This is a genomic window from Ruegeria sp. HKCCD6426, from assembly GCF_057221115.1.
This window is the reverse complement of record NZ_JBWVBF010000001.1, coordinates 440,623-458,927: the sequence shown is the minus strand read 5'-3', so window position 1 is coordinate 458,927 and position 18,305 is coordinate 440,623. Positions and strand designations below refer to the sequence as shown.

15 protein-coding genes are annotated in these 18,305 nt (G+C 58.1%); 6 read left to right on the top strand and 9 right to left on the bottom strand.

Annotation, left to right across the window (positions count from 1 at the left end; genetic code table 11):
• Window position 1: 1 nt before the first annotated feature.
• Window positions 2-1,822, bottom strand: coding sequence for an ABC transporter ATP-binding protein (locus tag AC2TDA_RS02285; RefSeq protein WP_480846425.1), 1,821 nt, complete (start codon window positions 1,820-1,822; stop codon window positions 2-4).
• 286 nt (window positions 1,823-2,108) lie between these two features.
• On the opposite strand from AC2TDA_RS02285, the gene AC2TDA_RS02280 reads away from it, so the two are divergent.
• The 3 genes from AC2TDA_RS02280 to AC2TDA_RS02270 all read left to right on the top strand — a co-directional run bounded on the left by AC2TDA_RS02280 (window position 2,109) and on the right by AC2TDA_RS02270 (window position 5,891).
• Entirely contained in the window at window positions 2,109-3,815 is a 1,707-nt protein-coding gene (locus tag AC2TDA_RS02280) for a peptide ABC transporter substrate-binding protein (RefSeq protein WP_480846424.1), read from the top strand.
• A 95-nt stretch (window positions 3,816-3,910) separates the two neighbouring features.
• Window positions 3,911-4,918 carry an ABC transporter permease gene (locus tag AC2TDA_RS02275; RefSeq protein ID WP_480846423.1) on the top strand — a complete coding sequence of 336 codons (1,008 nt, stop codon included), beginning with the start codon at window positions 3,911-3,913 and terminating at the stop codon, window positions 4,916-4,918.
• Entirely contained in the window at window positions 4,911-5,891 is a 981-nt protein-coding gene (locus AC2TDA_RS02270) for an ABC transporter permease (RefSeq protein WP_480846421.1), read from the top strand. Before AC2TDA_RS02275 ends, AC2TDA_RS02270 begins: the two co-directional genes overlap by 8 nt.
• Before the next feature lie 7 nt (window positions 5,892-5,898).
• Here the strand turns inward: AC2TDA_RS02270 and AC2TDA_RS02265 are convergent, their stop codons facing one another.
• The 6 genes from AC2TDA_RS02265 to AC2TDA_RS02240 all read right to left on the bottom strand — a co-directional run bounded on the left by AC2TDA_RS02265 (window position 5,899) and on the right by AC2TDA_RS02240 (window position 12,551).
• Entirely contained in the window at window positions 5,899-7,035 is a 1,137-nt protein-coding gene (locus tag AC2TDA_RS02265; protein ID WP_480878674.1) for an MFS transporter, read from the bottom strand.
• Window positions 7,036-7,105: 70 nt separating this feature from the next.
• On the bottom strand, window positions 7,106-8,383 hold the full coding sequence (locus AC2TDA_RS02260; protein ID WP_480846418.1) for a DUF3422 family protein: 1,278 nt from the start codon (window positions 8,381-8,383) through the stop codon (window positions 7,106-7,108).
• 107 nt (window positions 8,384-8,490) lie between these two features.
• On the bottom strand, window positions 8,491-8,847 hold the full coding sequence (locus tag AC2TDA_RS02255) for a VOC family protein (RefSeq protein ID WP_480846417.1): 357 nt from the start codon (window positions 8,845-8,847) through the stop codon (window positions 8,491-8,493).
• Window positions 8,848-8,932: 85 nt separating this feature from the next.
• Window positions 8,933-10,387 (bottom strand): NAD(P)(+) transhydrogenase (Re/Si-specific) subunit beta, encoded by a 1,455-nt coding sequence (locus AC2TDA_RS02250; RefSeq protein ID WP_480878673.1) that lies wholly within the window; start codon window positions 10,385-10,387, stop codon window positions 8,933-8,935.
• Between the two features lie 13 nt (window positions 10,388-10,400).
• Window positions 10,401-11,972 carry a Re/Si-specific NAD(P)(+) transhydrogenase subunit alpha gene (locus tag AC2TDA_RS02245; RefSeq protein WP_480878672.1) on the bottom strand — a complete coding sequence of 524 codons (1,572 nt, stop codon included), beginning with the start codon at window positions 11,970-11,972 and terminating at the stop codon, window positions 10,401-10,403.
• A 129-nt stretch (window positions 11,973-12,101) separates the two neighbouring features.
• The gene (locus AC2TDA_RS02240; RefSeq protein WP_480846413.1) at window positions 12,102-12,551 is read right to left on the bottom strand and encodes a methyltransferase family protein; all 450 of its coding nucleotides are present in this window, start codon (window positions 12,549-12,551) and stop codon (window positions 12,102-12,104) included.
• Window positions 12,552-12,745: 194 nt separating this feature from the next.
• On the opposite strand from AC2TDA_RS02240, the gene kynU reads away from it, so the two are divergent.
• Window positions 12,746-13,939, top strand: a complete 1,194-nt coding sequence (kynU, locus tag AC2TDA_RS02235; RefSeq protein ID WP_480878671.1) for a kynureninase — start codon at window positions 12,746-12,748, stop codon at window positions 13,937-13,939.
• Here kynU and AC2TDA_RS02230 read toward each other — a convergent pair.
• Window positions 13,932-14,510, bottom strand: a complete 579-nt coding sequence (locus AC2TDA_RS02230; RefSeq protein WP_480878670.1) for a TetR/AcrR family transcriptional regulator — start codon at window positions 14,508-14,510, stop codon at window positions 13,932-13,934. The genes kynU and AC2TDA_RS02230 overlap by 8 nt on opposite strands.
• A gap of 101 nt (window positions 14,511-14,611) precedes the next feature.
• On the opposite strand from AC2TDA_RS02230, the gene AC2TDA_RS02225 reads away from it, so the two are divergent.
• Together AC2TDA_RS02225 and AC2TDA_RS02220 are read left to right on the top strand one after the other, a co-directional pair.
• Window positions 14,612-15,076: a (2Fe-2S)-binding protein gene (locus AC2TDA_RS02225; RefSeq protein WP_480846409.1), complete on the top strand. Its 465-nt coding sequence runs from the start codon at window positions 14,612-14,614 to the stop codon at window positions 15,074-15,076.
• A 3-nt stretch (window positions 15,077-15,079) separates the two neighbouring features.
• Window positions 15,080-17,320, top strand: a complete 2,241-nt coding sequence (locus tag AC2TDA_RS02220) for a xanthine dehydrogenase family protein molybdopterin-binding subunit (RefSeq protein WP_480878669.1) — start codon at window positions 15,080-15,082, stop codon at window positions 17,318-17,320.
• A gap of 49 nt (window positions 17,321-17,369) precedes the next feature.
• On the opposite strand, the gene AC2TDA_RS02215 is transcribed toward AC2TDA_RS02220, so the two are convergent.
• Entirely contained in the window at window positions 17,370-18,149 is a 780-nt protein-coding gene (locus AC2TDA_RS02215; RefSeq protein ID WP_480878961.1) for a gamma-glutamyl-gamma-aminobutyrate hydrolase family protein, read from the bottom strand.
• Between the last annotated feature and the right edge of the window lie 156 nt (window positions 18,150-18,305).

Here is an 18,305-nt window from a genome sequence, read left to right as displayed (position 1 = left end):
ATTAATACCCGCTGTCAGTGGTCAGGATAAAATGGCCTGGCTCGACTTCGCGGTAGTTTGATGGCTCCGGCGTGTATCCGATCGGATGAATAGGCGACGGGATCGGTTTGAAATTCAAATCTTTTTCCGATTTGCGTTTGTTCGGATCGGCGATCGGAACCGCCTTCATCAGTGCCTGGGTATAGGCGTGCTGCGGGTTTTCAAAGACACGTGCACGTGGCCCCAGTTCGACGATCCGCCCCAGATACATGACGCCCACATAGTGGCTGACTCGCTCGACCACGGCCATGTCGTGACTGATGAACAAATAACTGAGGCCAAGCTCGGATTGCAGTTCCATCATCAAGTTCAGAACCTGCGCCTGTACGGACACATCCAGCGCCGAGACCGCCTCATCCGCAATGATCAGCTTGGGGTTCAATGCCAGAGCACGCGCAATGGCGATCCGCTGGCGCTGACCACCCGACATCTCGTGCGGGAAGCGGCGCATGAAGCTGCGCGGCAGATGCACCCTGTCGAACAGGTTCGCGACCCGGTCCTGCAATTCGGAGCCAGACGCAACGCCATAGTTCCGCATCGGCTCGGCCACCTGATCGATAAGCTGCATCTGCGGATTGAGTGAGGCGAACGGGTCCTGAAAGATCATCTGCATGTCGAGCCGCGCCTGCCGCAACCCCTTTTGATCGAGCCCGATGATATCGACGCCGTCCAGGTTGACCTCACCCGTCAGGGGTTCGACCAGCCGCAGGATCGAACGACCCGCCGTCGACTTGCCACAGCCGGATTCGCCCACCAGGCTCAACGTCTGACCCCGGTTCAGCGTGAACGACACGTCCTCAACCGCATGCACGTTCGAGATGGTGCGGCGCAGCAACCCGCCCTTGACCGGGAACCTTGTGGTCAGGTTCTTGACCGTCAGCAGCACCTCTTCGGTGCCGGGGATCGGGTCGGTATTCTGCCCTTCGACGCCCAGCAACTTCATCGGCTCGGGCGCGGCCTTGCCGCGCATCTCGCCCAGCTTCGGCACCGCCGCCAGCAGGGATTTGGTGTAGTCGTGCTGCGGATTTTCAAAGATTTCGTTGACCGACCCCTCTTCGACCTTGTTGCCGCGGAACATAACCACAACCCGGTCAGCCATCTGCGCAACAACAGCCATGTCGTGGGTGATAAACATCACCGCCGTGCCAGTTTCGCGCTTGAGGCGGTCCATCAACGCGAGAATCTCGGCCTGAATAGTCACGTCGAGCGCCGTCGTCGGTTCGTCCGCAATAAGCAAGCGCGGCTCGCATGCCATCGCCATTGCGATCACCACGCGCTGACGCATCCCACCGGACAATTCGTGCGGATACTGCTTCAGACGCCGCTCGGGCTCGGGGATTCGAACCTGACGCAACAATTCAAGAGCCCGCGCCTCAGCGTCAGCTTTGTTCAGGTCCTTGTGGATTCGCAACCCTTCGGTCAGTTGCCGACCGACCGTAAACACGGGGTTCAATGCCGTCATCGGTTCCTGAAAGATCATTCCGATCTCGTTACCGCGAATCTGTTTCATCAGATCCTGATCAGCCTTTGACAGGTCCATCTCTTCGCCGTCGCGCCGATCAAACAGCAGTTGACCGTCGGCAATTTCGCCGCCGCCGAACTCGACCAATCGCATCAGCGACAGCGAGGATACCGATTTACCGGACCCCGATTCGCCAACGATACAAACGGTTTCGCCTGGGTGTACCTCAAAGGAGACGTCTTCGACCCCAACGACAGGTCCGTCCTTTGTCTGAAATTCTACACGTAGTTTCTTGATCTGGGCAATTGGCTGATCCAGCACGTGCACGCTCCCCTTGGCGGCTTATGTTTTTTTGGTTGCCAAACGCTAAGGCGGCGAGACGGGAAAAGTCAAACGCATTGCAGAATTTCGCTGCGGCAAGGCTTGCAATTTTCAGAAACTCTGTTTCGATACGCCGCGTAACCGTTTTTGGGAGAGGGCAGAAAACACGAAGCGTAAATTTCGTTTTCGTTTTTTTTCAATACCTTGCCACCCAGTTCGGCAACGCCTAGTCCGCAGGCCTCGCGGAGATAATCGAGACACGTAAGTGTCCAACATGGAGTGTATGATGAAAATCAAAACCCTTTTGCTTGGTGCGATCGCCAGCACGGCTATGGCCCCGATGGCCTTTGCCGAGCGCGGATCGGACGGCAATGTCAGCATCATTTACTGGCAGGCACCTTCGATCCTGAACCCGTTTCTTTCAGGCGGTACCAAGGATGTGGAATCGGCTTCGCTGGTGATCGAGCCTCTGGCCCGCTACGACCAAGACGGCAACATGGTGCCATTTTTGGCATCTGAAATTCCGACGGTTGAGAATGGCGGCGTCAGCGAAGATCTGACCTCGATCACTTGGAAAATCGCTCCGGGAATCACCTGGTCGGATGGCACGCCGTTCACCTCGGCTGACGTGAAGTTTACGGCCGATTACTGCATGCACCCCGAAGGCGGCTGCGCGCAGGTTACCAAATTTGAAGGCGTCACCAATGTAGAAGCCGTCGACGATCTGACCGTAAAAGTCACTTTCGACGCGCCGACTCCGTTCCCCTATGGCCCCTTCGTAGGCGGTGAAAGCCCGATCATTCAGGCTGCTCAGTTCGCTGACTGCGTGGGCGCGAAAGCCCCCGAATGCACGACCGAGAACTTCAACCCGATCGGCACCGGACCCTTTGTCGTCACCGAGTTCAAGCCGAACGACGTGATCACCATGAAGGCCAACGAAAACTACCGCGATCCGGCAAAACCGGCCTTCGCAACGCTGACCTTCAAGGGTGGCGGCGATGCAACTGCGGCGGGTCGCGCCGTCATGGAAACTGGCGAGTTCGACTATGCTTGGAACCTGCAGCTGGCACCTGAAGTAATCCAGCAAATGCAGGAAGGCGGCAAGGGTACTCCGGTTGCAGGCTTCGGCCCGCTGGTCGAGCGTATCATGCTGAACCAGACCAACCCGTCATCCGATCTCCCGGAAGGTGAACGTTCGACCGCCAAGCATCCGCACCCGTTCCTGACGGATCCTGCGGTTTACAAGGCGATGTCGATGGCTATTGACCGTCCGCTGCTGGTAGAAATCGGCTATGGTCAGGCCGGTCAGGTCACCTGTAACTGGGTCCCGGCCCCGGCTGCTGTCAATTCGGACACGTTCACCTGTGACACACAGGACATCGAAGGCGCGAAGAAGCTGCTGGATGATGCAGGTATCGTTGATTCCGATGGCGACGGTGTGCGCGAAAAGGACGGCGTTCCGTTGAAGATCGTCTATCAGACCTCGACCAACGCTGTTCGTCAGGACTTCCAGGCGCTGATCAAAGAATGGTGGAGCCAGATCGGTATCGAATCCGAGCTGCGCAACATCAACGCGTCGGTCTTCTTCGGTGGTGACCCGGGTTCGCCTGACACCTTCCAGAAGTTCTATGCTGACGTTGAGATGTACGCCAACACCTTCAACGGCACAGACCCGCAATCCTATCTGGGCAACGGCCTGTGCGACAAAGCACCCAAGCCGGAAAGCCAGTGGCAGGGTGAAAACATCAGCCGCTTCTGCAACGAAGAGTTCGACAAGCTGCATGGTCAGCTGGCCGAAACTGCTGGCGCGGACGAGCGTGCGAAAATCGCCCGTCGTCTGAACGACATCATGGTTGAAAACGGCGGCATGATCCCGCTGGTGCACCGTGGCCGTCTGTCGGCACATTCGAACACGCTTGGTGGTGTTGTTCTGAACGTGTGGGACAGCGAACTGTGGAACGCTGCTGATTGGTATCGCAAAACCGGTTCGTAAGCGCTAGTCTTGCATACACCGCGCCCTGATCTTGTTCGGGGCGCGGTATTTCGCATACTCCACCAACAAGAAGACGCATACAAAGGCGCCTCTTAATGCTCAACTTCACTATAAGACGACTGATCCTGGCCGTTCCTACGCTCTTGTTCATCAGCCTCGTCATTTTCCTGCTCCTCGAGCTCGCACCAGGCGATCCGATGGCGCAGGTACCGCTCACTGTTCCGCCCGAAGTCAAAGAGAAGATGCGCGAGGCGCTTGGTCTCGGTCAGCCGATGCATATCCGGTTCTGGAAATGGATCGTGCAGTTCTTCTGGATCGAACCGCAGGTGCTGGTCGACGCAATGTTCGGCACAACCTTCTCAGAAGGTGATCTGCGTGTGATTTCGTGGCAGACCCGCTCGCCCGTCATGGACATCGTGGTTCAGCGTATCCCGCAAACCCTGTGGGTTGTCGGCACCGCCTATGTGGTCGCCATCCTGATCGCCCTTCCCATCGGCATCTACTCTGCTTACCGCCAGTACTCCTGGTTCGACCAAATGGGGACATTCGTTTCAATGGTCGGGTTCTCGGTGCCGCCGTTCTTCTCGGGCGTTCTGGTGATCGTGATCTTTTCGGTGCAGCTGGGCTGGTTCCCGTCGATCTATGACACCACACTTGTTGTGAACAGTTGGGACAGCTTTGTCGTGCAGCTGAAACAGATGATCATGCCGGTCATGGTTTTGGCCCTTCAGATCACTGCGCAGCTCAGCCGGTTTATGCGGGCGTCCATGCTGGATAACCTCAATCAGGACTATGTCCGCACCGCCCGCGCCAAGGGGCTGAGTGAATATACCGTCGTCATGGTGCACGTTCTGCGCAACTCGATGATCCCGGTGGTGACCGTGATCGCGCTGGGTATTCCCGCCATCTTCGGCGGCGCAATCATCACCGAGCAGGTGTTCAAGGTAAACGGCATCGGTCAACTGTTGATTGGCGCAATTCAGGCCAATGACCTTCCGATGGTGCAAACCCTGACCTTCATCTTTGCTGTTCTGATCGTTCTGTTCAACCTGATCGCAGACGTTCTGTATGGCATTCTGGACCCGAGGATCCGCTATGACTGATAAGGATCACACCGACACGCTGGTCCCCGACGAAGGGCTCGCGCCCGCTTCAACGGCCCTGCCCACCGCAGACGTGATGGAGGAGCTGGCCACCCCACCCCGCAGCCAGTGGCGCGACGTTTGGGATCAGTTCAAGACGCATAAGGGCGCGATGCTGGGAGCGGTGTTGTTCATTTTCATCGTCGCCGCTGTCTATCTGGGGCCTTACTTGTGGACCATCGATCCAACACAGATCGATATCCGGGCACGCAATCAGGGGCCAAGCCTCGCCCATCCCTTTGGTACCGATCAGCTGGGTCGCGATATCATGGCACGAATGATGTCAGGCGGCCAAACGTCGGTTTCAGTTGGTATCACTGCGATGCTGCTGGCCCTGTTCCTGGGCTCTTTCATTGGCGTTGTGGCCGGGTTCTTCAAGCGGTTGGACGGTCCGCTAATGCGCCTGACCGATTTGTTCCTGGCCCTGCCCCTATTGCCGCTGCTGCTTGTGATGATGCTGCTGTTCCGCGAGCCCTTGTCTGCGGCCTTCGGGTTGGAGCGCGGGATATTCATCCTGATCGTTTGCGCCATCGGGATCACATCGTGGATGCCTACAGCACGGATTGTGCGCGGCGACGTGCTGGCCATCAAGGAGCGTGAGTTCGTGCTGGCCGCCCGTTCGATCGGCACCAGCAACTCGCAGATCATCACCCGGCATATCTTGCCCAACGTGCTGTCGCCTATCATGGTGTCCGCAACGCTGGGCATTGCCACGGCGATTATCACTGAAAGCGCTTTGTCCTTCTTGGGGCTTGGGTTCCCGCCTGACTTCCCGACATGGGGCCGCCTGCTGTTTGATGGCGTCGACTACCTGCAGCAATACCCCGAGCGCGTGTTCTGGCCCGGGCTGGCGATTTCGCTGACCGTGCTGAGCGTCAATTACCTGGGCGACGGTCTGCGCGACGCGCTGGACCCGCGCATTCGCGGACGCTGAAACAAACTCAGTTGGCGCGCCTCAGCGCGCCGGCTAACACCACGATCACGACCGCCAGCGGCAAGAGTACCGCAAAGGCCAGTCGCAGGGTCAGCAACTCAGCCAATATTCCGATCAGCGGCGGACCGATCAGCAACCCGCCATATCCCAGTGTGGCGACACTGGCGATTGCCTGCCCCGGTGGAACCTCTGGATCACTGGCAGCACGGCTGAACGCCAGTGGCATGATCACGGCATAGCCCACACCCATTAAGGCAAATCCAACCAGCGCTAGATGCGGAGCTGCAGCGGACACTACGCAAAACACACCAAGCGCAGCGCATAAACCGCCGAACCGGGCCGTGGCGGCTGGCCCAAATCGAGCAATGACAACCCCACCTGCCAGACGGAATGCCACCATCGTTACCGAAAAGATCGCATAGCCCAATGCTGCGATGCTTTCTGCCGCGCCCGTAGCATCGCGCAGAAAAATCGCGCTCCAATCCGCGACGGCGCCTTCGCCAAGTGCTCCGCATAGAGCGGTAAGCCCGACCAAAATCAACGCCCCGGATGGCAACGCGAAAACCGATCCCTTGGACAGTTCAGAGCGTTTTGACGTCCAGCGCACCCACGACAAAGCAAGAGCAAGCCCGACGACGACACCTCCGGCCAGCAGAAAATGAAGGATAACCGTCAAGCCCATCTGAACCGCGACATACCCGCTGAGCGCCCCCAACCCTGCCCCAAGGCTCCACATCGCGTGAAACGAGGACATCAACGGCTTGTCATAGGCTCGCTCGACCTCTGCCGCCCAGGCGTTCATCGCCACGTCCATTGAGCCGTGAAAGGCACCGAAGACGAACAAGAAGGCGGCCAACGTCCAGACCTCTCCAGCCAGTGCCAACAATACCAGAGAGAACGTGTAAAGAACCGCAACGGCACGCGTGATGACTACTGCGCCGAAGCGGTCTGTCAGTCGCCCGGTGATCGGAAAAGAACAAACGGCCCCGGCTGCCATGAACAACAGGCCATAGCCCAACGCCTCGTGTGTCAATTCCAGACGGTCACGCACGGCGGGAATGCGCGATGCCCAGATACCAAACAGTGCACCGTTCAGGATGAACATGGCGGCGACAGCCCGCCATGCGGCCAAAATACCGATCAAAGATTGCCCTCACCGAATTCACCAAAACGCGGCCTGTTCTACAGGCTTGAAGGCGTTTGGCAAACGGTGCTTATTCCAGCCGCTTGCGTATTTGGCGGATTCCGTACCAAACCCCTAGAACCACAGGGACCGTGACGGCCGCTGTCAGTATCCCTTTGCTGATCCCCACTTTGGTCAGCGGATAAAGAAGATAGCTGACCAGTGAGACCGCGTAGTAGCTGATGGCCACGACAGACAATCCCTCGACCGTATGCTGCAGGCGCAGGGCCAGATCGGCGCGTCGGTCCATGCTTTCCAGCAACGCTTGGTTCTGCGCACTGCGTTCCACATCCACGCGCGTTCGCAGCAGCTCTCCCGCTCGAATGGCCCGGTCCGAAAGCGCCTGAAGGCGGCGTTCCGTGGATTTCACGGTGCGGATGGCAGGATCATAGCGGCGCATCATGAAATCGGCGAAGTTCTGACCACCTTCAAACCGTTCTTCGCGCAGGACCTCGATCCGCTGGTTGACGATGGCCTCATAAGCGCCCGTAGCCCCGAACCGGAATGAGCATTGGGCTGAAAGAGTTTCAAGCTCGATCGATGTCGACAGCAAATCCTGCAACAGTTCGTCAGGATGCGCCGAGTTATCGGTCATCTGCCCCATCAAGCGGGTCAGCTTTTCGTCCAGCTTTCCGATACGGGGCATCAGCTGTTTAACACGCGCAAAACCCAGCATGGACATCGCTTTGTAGGTCTCGATCTCGCACAGGCGCTGAACAATCCGCCCGGTCCTGCGCTCTCCGGTGCCTTCGCTCACAAACAGTGCAAAGCGCATATGTCCCGCCGGATCAATACGAAAATCGCTGGCGCAAACGGCGGTGTCATCCAGCACACGGGCGACGGCGAGGCTTTCCGGTTCAAACCAATCCGTCAGTTTGGACTTTACTACCTCGTCCTCCTCACGTTCTATCACACGCACCATTGCGGAGGTGACCCGCTGGCCCGGACTGGCCGTCAGCCAATCGGGCGGGAAGACCTCGAAATCGGCCGGGTTGAACGCACGATCACTCACGTTCTGGGCAATCGCGGTGTAGGTCACGAACTCGGTATGCTGCTCCCACTTCAGCCAATGGCGACCGATCTGACCGGCGTAGTGCGTGGCATCCGGCTGAGGGTGCTGTGCGCCGTGACGATCCAGAAGATTGATCAGGTGCTCCAAATCCTCACGGCGATCCCGTGCGGCAGCGGCCTCCGGTTTCTTGATCGCCAGAAAAACCACCGTGCACGGCATTGTCGCCACCGGGAAAGGCCGTGCATGCAGTTCATTGGCCAGCGCATAGCGCAGGGGATGGTCGTCTATTGGCGTCATTTAGGGCTCCGCTTCGTCCGACGCACTATACGACACATGCACAATACATCAATTCTCTTTTTATTTCATACACTTACAGGAATACATCGGTATACAAGCACGCTATCTCATTGATTTGGCTCCCAGAGTTCAATCGGATTTCCCTCGGGATCGTGAATGCGGGCGAACTTTCCAATTTCACTGTCCCATTCGGCGCGGGTTTCGACCGCGATTCCGGCGGCTTCCAACTGGGAGATCATGGCCGCCAGATCATCAACCCGGAAATTGATCATCCATTGTTGCTCGCTGCGTCCGAAATATTCGGTGTCCTGCGCAAACGGGGCAAAGACTGTGTACCCCTCACGCTGCTTCCATGGCACAGGGTCGTAGTGATTGACGCCGAGGTGTTTTTCGTACCAGGTGCTCAGCGCTTCGGGGTCGCGAGTGCGGAAAAACAGACCGCCAATGCCGTTTACTTTTTCCATGATCCACCTCCTGTTTTCCGAAGGTATATCAAAAACAGGAAAGGCGCCCGTATAGAGCGCCTTTCTTTGGTGATCGTGCCGCAGATCAGTCGATCATTGGCAGGAGTTTATCAAGCGAGGCTTTTGCGTCGCCGTAGAACATGCGCGTGTTCTCCTTGAAGAACAGCGGGTTTTCGATACCCGAGTAACCCGTGCCCTGACCGCGCTTGGACACGAAGACCTGCTTTGCCTTCCAGCATTCCAAAACCGGCATGCCGGCAATGGGGCTGTTGGGATCTTCCTGCGCCGCAGGGTTCACGATGTCGTTCGATCCAATGACAATCGCCACATCCGTATCCGGGAAGTCGTCGTTGATCTCGTCCATTTCCAAAACGATGTCATACGGCACCTTCGCCTCGGCCAGCAGCACGTTCATGTGGCCGGGTAGACGACCCGCAACGGGGTGGATCGCAAAGCGGACATTCTTGCCCTTGGCGCGCAGCTTGCGAACCAGCTCGCTGACCGATTGCTGCGCCTGCGCCACGGCCATGCCATAACCGGGTATGATGACGATGCTGTCAGCGTCGTTCAGGGCTGCAGCAACTCCGTCTGCTTCGATTGCGATCTGCTCGCCTTCGACCGCCATCTGTTCGCCCTGCGGGCCGCCAAAACCGCCCAGGATCACGCTGACAAAGTGACGGTTCATCGCCTTGCACATGATATAGGACAGGATCGCACCCGACGAGCCCACCAGCGCGCCCACCACGATCAGCAGGTCGTTGCCTAGCGAGAAGCCAATAGCCGCCGCCGCCCAGCCCGAGTAGCTGTTCAGCATCGACACGACCACCGGCATGTCGGCGCCGCCGATGCCCATGATCAGGTGATAACCGATGAACAGCGCCGCCAGCGTCATCAGGAACAGCGGGAAGAAGCTGCCCGATGCCGTGTACCAGAACAGGCAGATCAGCGATAATCCAGCCGCAGCCGCGTTCAGCGCGTGACCACCGGGCAATTTGGTCGCCGCCGAGGTCACTTTGCCCGCCAGCTTGCCATAGGCCACGACCGAGCCGGTAAAGGTGATCGCACCAATGAAGATGCCCAGAAACAGCTCGACATGCAGGATCGACACTTCGGCCGGGGTCTTCTTGGCGATCAGTTGGGCAAACCCTCCGAGACCCGTGAGCAGAACGTCCTTCGATGCATCCGAGACCGCGAACATTTCGGCGACGTTCAGGACCTCAAAATGTGCATTGTAGCCAACGAACACAGCCGCCAGACCAACCAGCGAGTGCATAGCCGCCACAAGCTGCGGCATCTCGGTCATCTGCACCCGCTGCGCCACGTATTGACCGATCAGGCCACCGCCTGCGATCAGCAGCAACGATAGCAGCCACCGACCCGCACCGGGGCCGACAAGCGTGGCAAAAACCGCAAGCGCCATACCGACGATGCCATACCAGACCGCACGCTTGGCGCTTTCCTGGTTCGACAGGCCGCCAAGGGACAGGATGAACAGAACAGCCGCAACAACGTAGGCGGCAGTGGTGAAGCCAAATTCCATGTGCCCGGCCTCCTTAAGATTTCTGGAACATGGCAAGCATGCGCCGGGTTACGAGGAAGCCGCCAAAGATGTTGATCCCGGCCATGAAGACCGACAGTGCCGCCAGCAGAACGACAAGGACTGACCCAGATCCGATCTGCATAAGCGCCCCGACGATGATGATCGACGAGATCGCGTTGGTGATCGCCATCAGCGGTGTGTGCAGCGAATGCGAGACGTTCCAGATCACCTGGAAGCCCACAAAGATTGCCAGCACGAAGACGATGAAGTGCTGCATGAAACTGGCCGGAGCAATCAGCCCCACCAGCAGCATCAACGCGCCGCCGACACCCAACAGAGTGAATTGTTGCTTGGTTTGCGCCTTGAAGGCAGCAATCTCCTGCGCCTTTTTCTCCTCCGCCGTTAATTCCTTGACCTCGGGCTTTTTCTGCGCCGCAATCGCCTGCACTTTGGGCGGCGGCGGCGGGAAGGTGATCTCGCCTTCATACGTCACGGTCGAGCCACGGATCACATCGTCTTCCATGTCATGATTGACCTGCCCGTCCTTTTCGGGCGTCAGGTCCGTCATCATGTGCCGGATATTGGTCGCATACAAAGACGAGGACTGCGCCGCCATCCGGCTGGGGAAGTCCGTATAACCGATGATGGTCACACCATTGTCGGTCACGACCTTTTCATCCGGTACGGTGCCTTCGACGTTGCCGCCGCGCTCGGCTGCAAGGTCTACAATCACCGAGCCCGGCTTCATCGCTTTGACCATATCCTCAAGCCACAGCTTCGGTGCCGGGCGGTTGGGGATCAGAGCCGTGGTAATGACGATGTCTACCTCGGGTGCCAGTTCGCGGAACTTGGCCAATTGCGCGTTGCGGAACTCTTCGGACTGGACGCTGGCATAGCCACCGGTGGCCGCGCCATCCTGCTGTTCCTCTTCAAAGTCCAGGTAAACGAACTCGGCGCCCATGGATTCGACCTGCTCGGCCACTTCGGGGCGCACGTCGAACGCGTAGGTGATCGCACCCAGCGAGGTGGACGTCCCGATCGCGGCAAGACCCGCCACACCAGCGCCGACGATCAGCACCTTGGCAGGAGGCACCTTGCCAGCAGCCGTCACCTGACCGGTGAAGAAGCGGCCAAAGTTGTTGCCCGCCTCGATCACCGCGCGGTAACCCGCGATGTTGGCCATGGAAGACAGCGCATCCATTTTCTGCGCGCGCGAAATGCGCGGGACCATTTCCATGGCAATCACGTTGGCACCCTTGGATTTGGCCAGCGCCATTCCCTCTTCATTCCCGGCCGGGTTGAAGAACGAAATCAACGTCTTGTCCTTGGTCAGACGCTTCAGCTCGGTTTCGTTGGGCTGACGCACCTTGGCAACGATATCTGCAGCCTTCCAAAGCGACGCGGCGGTCTTGATGACCTCGACACCGGCTTCCTCATAGGCTTGATCCGAGAACCCTGCGGCCGCGCCGGCCCCCTTCTCGATCAAGCATTCATATCCCAGCTTTTGCAATTGACGCGCTGAATCCGGAGTCATCGCAACCCGGTTCTCCCCGTCAAAAACCTCTTTTGGTGTTCCTATCTTCACCGGTGCGATCTCCTTAATTTCGTGTCCGTTCGCGCAGGTCGTCGGTATTGTTGTTCCAGAGACGATGTATCCTGCGCAAGATTATTTCGCAAGCGCAGCATTTCAGCATGTGTCAAATTTCGCACAACTTCAGATCCATCGACGCGTCTGGCGTTCGTACCGGGCGAAATCAACCCGGAATGTTCGGCGCAATTGGTTCTCTTCCGGCACGATAAAGCGCCGCTCCAATACCCAGACAAATACGGGTATCAGGACAAGCGACAATACCGCATCAAATCGAAGGATGAGCCCAGCCAGGATCAGCACGTCGCCCAGATAGATTGGGTTTCGGCTGCGCTTGTAGATGCCCGACTGCACCATGGCCGAGGGTGTCTCGTGCGGGATTACAGTCGTGCGATGTCGACGAAATTCGACAATCGCCATAATTGCCAAAATGATCCCCGCACCGATAAGCAACCCGCTGAGCAAGTTGGTAACAGCGCCCTCAAGCGACAAGCCAAGCGGCAACATGCGTCCTTGCAACCAGGCCAGCAACGCAAAGCCGATCAACCAGACGGGCGGAATATCGATCCGGCGCATGATGTCCTCCTGTTGCAAAATCTCGCAAAGCATGTCGCTTTCGTGTCATGTCCTACCGCTTTCTGATTGCGAAGGCAAAAGCTCAGGGTGTCGCAGCACTCGCAGCCCGTGGCCGGCACACCGATGGACAGGCCAAGAAGGATCGGGTACGCCGGTGACAGATCAGACTTGTCTACACAAACGCGCGAGACCCCATGACCGATTTCAGCAAAACAAAGGCCATGTTCGACCTGCCTGAAGGGATGATTTATCTGGACGGGAACTCTCTGGGCCCTTTGCCTAAAGCGACGGGTGCGAAAGTTCAGGACATGCTGAGCCAAGAATGGGGGCAGATGCTGATCACCGGCTGGAACAAAGCGGGTTGGATGGCTCTCCCTACTGGGCTCGGCGACCGGATCGGCCGGTTGATCGGGGCGGAACCGGGCAGCGTTGTGGTTGGCGACACATTGTCGATCAAGGTTTATCAGGCCGTCGCTTCGGCGCTGGAACTGAATCCGGGACGCAAGGTGGTGCTGTCGGATAACGGCAATTTTCCTTCCGATCTCTATATGGCCGACGGGCTGTTGCGATCATTGGGGGATGACTACGAGTTGCGTGTGGTCAATCCCGAGGATGTCGCCTCGCACATTACCGAAGACATCGCCGTTTTGATGCTGACCGAGGTTGATTACCGCTCCGGACGCATACATGACATGAAAGCACTGACGGAACTGGCCCATGCGAATGGCGTGGTGACGGTTTGGGACCTGGCGCACTCTGCCGGTGCAATTCCTGTGGACTTGTCTGGCTGCAATGCGGATTTTGCCGTGGGTTGTACTTACAAGTATCTCAATGGTGGCCCCGGGGCGCCTGCTTTCATCTATATCGCTCCTCGCCTGACGGACCGGGTCCGCCCGGCGCTTTCGGGCTGGCTGGGGCATGAGGCGCCTTTTGCTTTTGATCTGGATTACCGCCCCGGCGCAGGAATTGAACGGATGCGGGTCGGTACTCCACCGGTGATACAGATGACAGCGTTGTCTTCGGCGATGGACATCTGGGACATGACCAACATGGCCGACATTCGCGCCAAGTCCATCGAACTGACCGAACTGTTCGTCGCCCGAGTTGAAGCTGCCTGTCCCGAGTTGGAGCTGGCCAGCCCGCGCGATCCACACCGGCGCGGCAGCCAGATCTCGTTCCGTTTTGCGGAAGGATACGCCGCAATGCAGGCTCTGATTGAACGCGGTGTAATCGGGGATTTCCGCGCGCCCGACATCATGCGGTTCGGTTTCACACCGCTCTATATTGAAGAAAGCGACGTGGAACAGGCCGTCGATATTCTGGCCGACATCATCGGCAACAAGCTATGGGACAAACCGGAATACAAAATCCGACAGCGCGTTACCTGACCTCCAACCCGGCGCCCAACAACGCCGCCAATTGAGAGATTCTTAGCTCAAATTCCTCGGCTCCTGAGGCTGTCATCTTGATCCCCTTCAGAGCCGCAGTAATTGTCCCGGCCGTCTCATCCGGCCCGACGGGAAGATGCACGCGGCCGGCGACATCTTCACGCCGCAGCCAGTCCGCATAAAGGCCTGTCAATTTGGCCTCTCCATCTTGGACAATATCCGTAGACATGGATTTTGTGGCGTCCAGCATTTCAAGCCCGTGAGGGGAGGCCAGAATATCTGCCATACCCTCGGATTGCACTTGAATCGCCCGTGCCAAAATTTCCGGCACGGTTCCCCCCCCACCCAGCGCCTCGGTCACTGAAAGGGTCTTTTGGCCATAATACAGCCGGGTAAGCTCACGAACGATCGCCTCTTTATTCTTGTAATGCAGATAAACAGCAGGCCGCGACATACCGGCCCCCTTGGCAATGTCATCCATCGAGGTTTTTCGAAAACCGTAGGTTGCAAAGGCCTGAAATGCCGAATTCAGGATCGCAGCCTGTCTGGGATCTTCACTAACGTTTGTCATAGTCGAACCCCTGACATTTTTTGTTTATTTTGTCAATTGACACAATGACACTTTACGCTAATTATGTCAGACAGTCAGTCACAGCCAAAAAGAGGTGCGCCATGGCGACCACCCTTAAGATCAATGGAACAGCCCATCAGGTCGATCTGCCTGATGATGTCCCCCTGTTGTGGGTTCTGCGCGACGAGGTCGGCCTGACCGGTACGAAATTCGGCTGCGGCGTCGCCGCCTGCGGGTCCTGCACTGTTCACATCGACGGGGAAGCTGTGCGCTCGTGTCAGGTGGCGCTATCCGATGTCTGGGGTGACGTCACCACGATCGAAGGGCTGGGCACACCGGACACGATGGCCACAATCCAAAAGGCTTGGGTCGATAATCAGGTCGCGCAATGTGGCTACTGCCAGTCTGGCCAGATCATGCAAGCCGCTGCCCTTCTGTCGGACAACCCAACCCCTACCGATGCCGAGATCGACGAGGCGATGCAGGGCAACCTGTGCCGCTGCGGCACCTATCCCCGTATCCGCGCCGCCATCCACGACGCCGCAGCAAAGCTGAAGGAGGTCTGAATCATGGCACGCATTGGAAAAATCGTTCGCCGCACCTTTCTGATCGGCTCGGCTGCAATTATCGGCGGTGTTGCTTTTGGCGCTTATTACGTCACCCGCCCAGCAGCCAACCCCCTTAAACCGGGCAAGGGCGAGACCGCGCTGAGCCCATTTGTGCTGATCGATCAGCAGGGCGTTACCTTGTTCGCGCCGCGTGCGGAAATGGGTCAGGGAGTGATGACCACCTGGGCCGCCCTGATCGCCGAGGAACTGGACGTCGAACTCGACCAGATCCGCGTTCTGCATGGCCCGGCGGCCGCGGCCTATTACAATACGGCGATGATCGGAGAAGGTCTGCCAAACAAAGGCTATGACGTTTCGGATTTTCAGCACAATCTGGGCGAGGCTCTGGGTGTGATCGGCAAGGTTCTAAGCCTGCACGTCACCGGCGGATCGACGTCAATGAAAGATGGGTTCGAGCGGATGCGGATGGCTGGCGCCACCGCACGTGAGACTCTCAAACAAGCCGCTGCGGATCAATTGGGCGTAGACCGTGCGCAACTGGAAACCGAAAACGGCGCGGTGGTTGCTCCGGATGGCACCCGCATCCCATACACCGAACTCGCCGAGGCCGCAGGCCAGATCGAACCGCCCGAGGTCGAACTGCGCGACCCTGCCAACTGGCGTCTGCTGGGTCAATCTCAGCCGCGCATCGACATCCAGGGCAAGTCGACTGGTACTGCCGAATTTGGAATTGACGTTCGGCCTGAAGGGCTGAGATTTGCCTCGGTCCGCATGAACCCAAAGCTGGGCGGCCAGATGAACGGCTTTGATGCCAGCGCAGCGGAGACGATGCCGGGCGTAGAAAAGGTTGTCGATCTGGGCACCGGCGTCGCAGTCATTGCCAGCAACACATGGCTGGCAATGCAGGCGGTCGAGGCGATTGACGTGGACTGGGGCGAGGCTCCCTACCCGCCAGAGACTGATGGTCTGTTCGAACATATAGCCAAAGCGTTCGATGAAGAGCCCAATTCGACCATGCGTGACGACGGCGATGTCGAGGTATTGCCCGAAGGCGCAACGGAAATCACGGCGGAGTACTCGGTTCCCTATCTGGCACACGCCACGATGGAGCCGATGAACGCCACGGCGCTTTACTCGGGCGACCGACTGGAATTCTGGGGCGGCAATCAGGCCCCAACCTTTATGCAAATGAAAATCGCAGGTGCTGCAAATCTAGACACAGAAGCAGTCGAGGTGCACACCACCTATCTTGGTGGTGGATTCGGACGGCGCGGTGAATTTGATTTTGGCGTGATCGCAACCCGTGTCGCCATGGCGATGCCCGGCACGCCGGTTCAAACCACATGGAGCCGCGAAGAGGACATGCGTCATGACTTCTACCGCCCCGGCGCGATGGCCCGGATGCGCGGAGCGGTCAAGGACGGAAGGGCCGTGCTGATTGACGGCAAAGTCGCCTCGCAGTCCTGCACCCATCAGGCAGTTGAACGGATGACCGGCATGGCTGGTGGTGGCCCAGACAAAGTTTTGGTCGAGGGGCTGTTCAACCAACCCTATGCCGTGCCGAACTACCGTATCAGCGGCCATATCGCGGACTTGCAGGTTCCTGTTGGTTTTTGGCGTTCAGTCGGTAACAGCCATAACGGATTCTTCCACGAGACATTTCTGGATGAAATGGCCCATGCTGCGGGCCGCGACCCGCTGGAAATCCGGCTGGAACTTACCAGCAGTGAACACGCCCCATCCGCCGGTTGCCTTAAAGCCGTGCAAGAGATGTCCGGCTGGACAGGCAAAACTCCCGATGGTGTCGGACGCGGAGTGGCGCTGACCTACAGCTTCGGCACACCTGTCGCGCAGGTGATCGAGGTAGTGGATGAGGACGGAACAATCCGCATCAACAAGGCCTGGATCGCATGCGACATGGGCCTCGCGCTGGATCCAGCCACAGTCGAGGCTCAGATGATCGGTGGCATGATCTATGGTCTGTCCGCCGCCGCCCACGGCGAGATCACATTCGCCGATGGCGAGGTCGAGCAGTACAACTTCCCCGACTATGACGCGCTGCGCATGCATTCGACGCCGATGACAGAGGTCCGCGTGCTGGAAACCAACAAGCATATGGGCGGCGCTGGCGAGCCGGGCACGCCGCCATCCATGCCCGCACTCGGCAACGCTCTGTTCGATTTGACCGGCGAACGAGCGCGCAAATTGCCGTTGAACAAGCAGTTCAACTTGCTGGTTTAACGAAGCCCGAAGGACCGGTCTTTCCAGCGGGCCGGTCTTTCCGCCGCGGTCAAGCCAGTCGCTTCAGATGTGTTTTGCGACTGCAACTCGCCCAGGCTCGCACCGCATCACCGAAGGCCTCGAACAGCGGGCGAGACACGGGGTCGTTCGCCGCGTCCCATTCCGGGTGCCATTGCACAGACAAGGTGAAGCCCGGGGAATCCTTGATATAAATTGCCTCAGGGGTCCCGTCCGGCGCGTGACCATCGACGACAATATTTTGTCCAACGGTTTTGATGCCCTGCCCGTGCAACGTGTTTGTCATCACCTCGCAAGCACCAAACAACCGATGGAATTCACCACCTTCAGTCAGGGTCACGACGTGCCGCAGGGCGAATTTCTCTTCCAGCGTTCCATCGGGCGGCATGCGGTGGTTCTGGCGCCCTGGAAGATCGCGGATTTCCGGATAAAGGGTTCCCCCCATCGCCACGTTGACCTCTTGAAATCCACGGCAAATCCCGAAAAATGGCTGGCCACGCTGGGCGCAGGCTCGCACCAGCGGTAGAGTGATCGCATCCCGCGCCCGGTCAAAGTCGCCATGCGCAGCGGTTGCAGCTTCGCCATATTCCTCAGGGTGGACATTGGGGCGACCACCGGTCAGTAGAAAACCGTCGCAGACCTCCAACAACTCCTCAACCGAGACAAAACGCGGATCGGCGGGGATCAACAACGGGATACAATCAGCCACGTTGGACACGGCATCCGAATTCATCGTTCCGCCCGCATGGGTCGGATACTGATCGTTCATCAGGTAGGAATTGCCGATTATTCCAACAATCGGACGCATTATGTAATCCTCTCCCAGTTTCGAGACGGCTCGAACCTTAATGCCAAAATCGCGTGATGTTTCAAAGTGCGTGGACGCAGCTTGCACTGTGAATTTCTCAACATCTGCATAACTGCATCAAAGATATGACCTCAAAAACGGTTATTGAGGCAAAAGGCG

Bases quoted from the DNA above. Each gene is read 5' to 3' on its own strand.
- AC2TDA_RS02230 (WP_480878670.1), bottom strand. From the start codon at position 14,510: ATGACAAACGTTAGTGAAGATCCCAGACAGGCTGCGATCCTGAATTCG.
- AC2TDA_RS02270 (WP_480846421.1), top strand. From the start codon at position 4,911: ATGACTGATAAGGATCACACCGACACGCTGGTCCCCGACGAAGGGCTC.
- AC2TDA_RS02275 (WP_480846423.1), top strand. From the start codon at position 3,911: ATGCTCAACTTCACTATAAGACGACTGATCCTGGCCGTTCCTACGCTC.
- AC2TDA_RS02280 (WP_480846424.1), top strand. From the start codon at position 2,109: ATGAAAATCAAAACCCTTTTGCTTGGTGCGATCGCCAGCACGGCTATG.
- AC2TDA_RS02225 (WP_480846409.1), top strand. From the start codon at position 14,612: ATGGCGACCACCCTTAAGATCAATGGAACAGCCCATCAGGTCGATCTG.
- AC2TDA_RS02220 (WP_480878669.1), top strand. From the start codon at position 15,080: ATGGCACGCATTGGAAAAATCGTTCGCCGCACCTTTCTGATCGGCTCG.
- AC2TDA_RS02240 (WP_480846413.1), bottom strand. From the start codon at position 12,551: ATGCGCCGGATCGATATTCCGCCCGTCTGGTTGATCGGCTTTGCGTTG.
- AC2TDA_RS02260 (WP_480846418.1), bottom strand. From the start codon at position 8,383: ATGACGCCAATAGACGACCATCCCCTGCGCTATGCGCTGGCCAATGAA.
- AC2TDA_RS02255 (WP_480846417.1), bottom strand. From the start codon at position 8,847: ATGGAAAAAGTAAACGGCATTGGCGGTCTGTTTTTCCGCACTCGCGAC.
- AC2TDA_RS02250 (WP_480878673.1), bottom strand. From the start codon at position 10,387: ATGGAATTTGGCTTCACCACTGCCGCCTACGTTGTTGCGGCTGTTCTG.
- kynU (WP_480878671.1), top strand. From the start codon at position 12,746: ATGACCGATTTCAGCAAAACAAAGGCCATGTTCGACCTGCCTGAAGGG.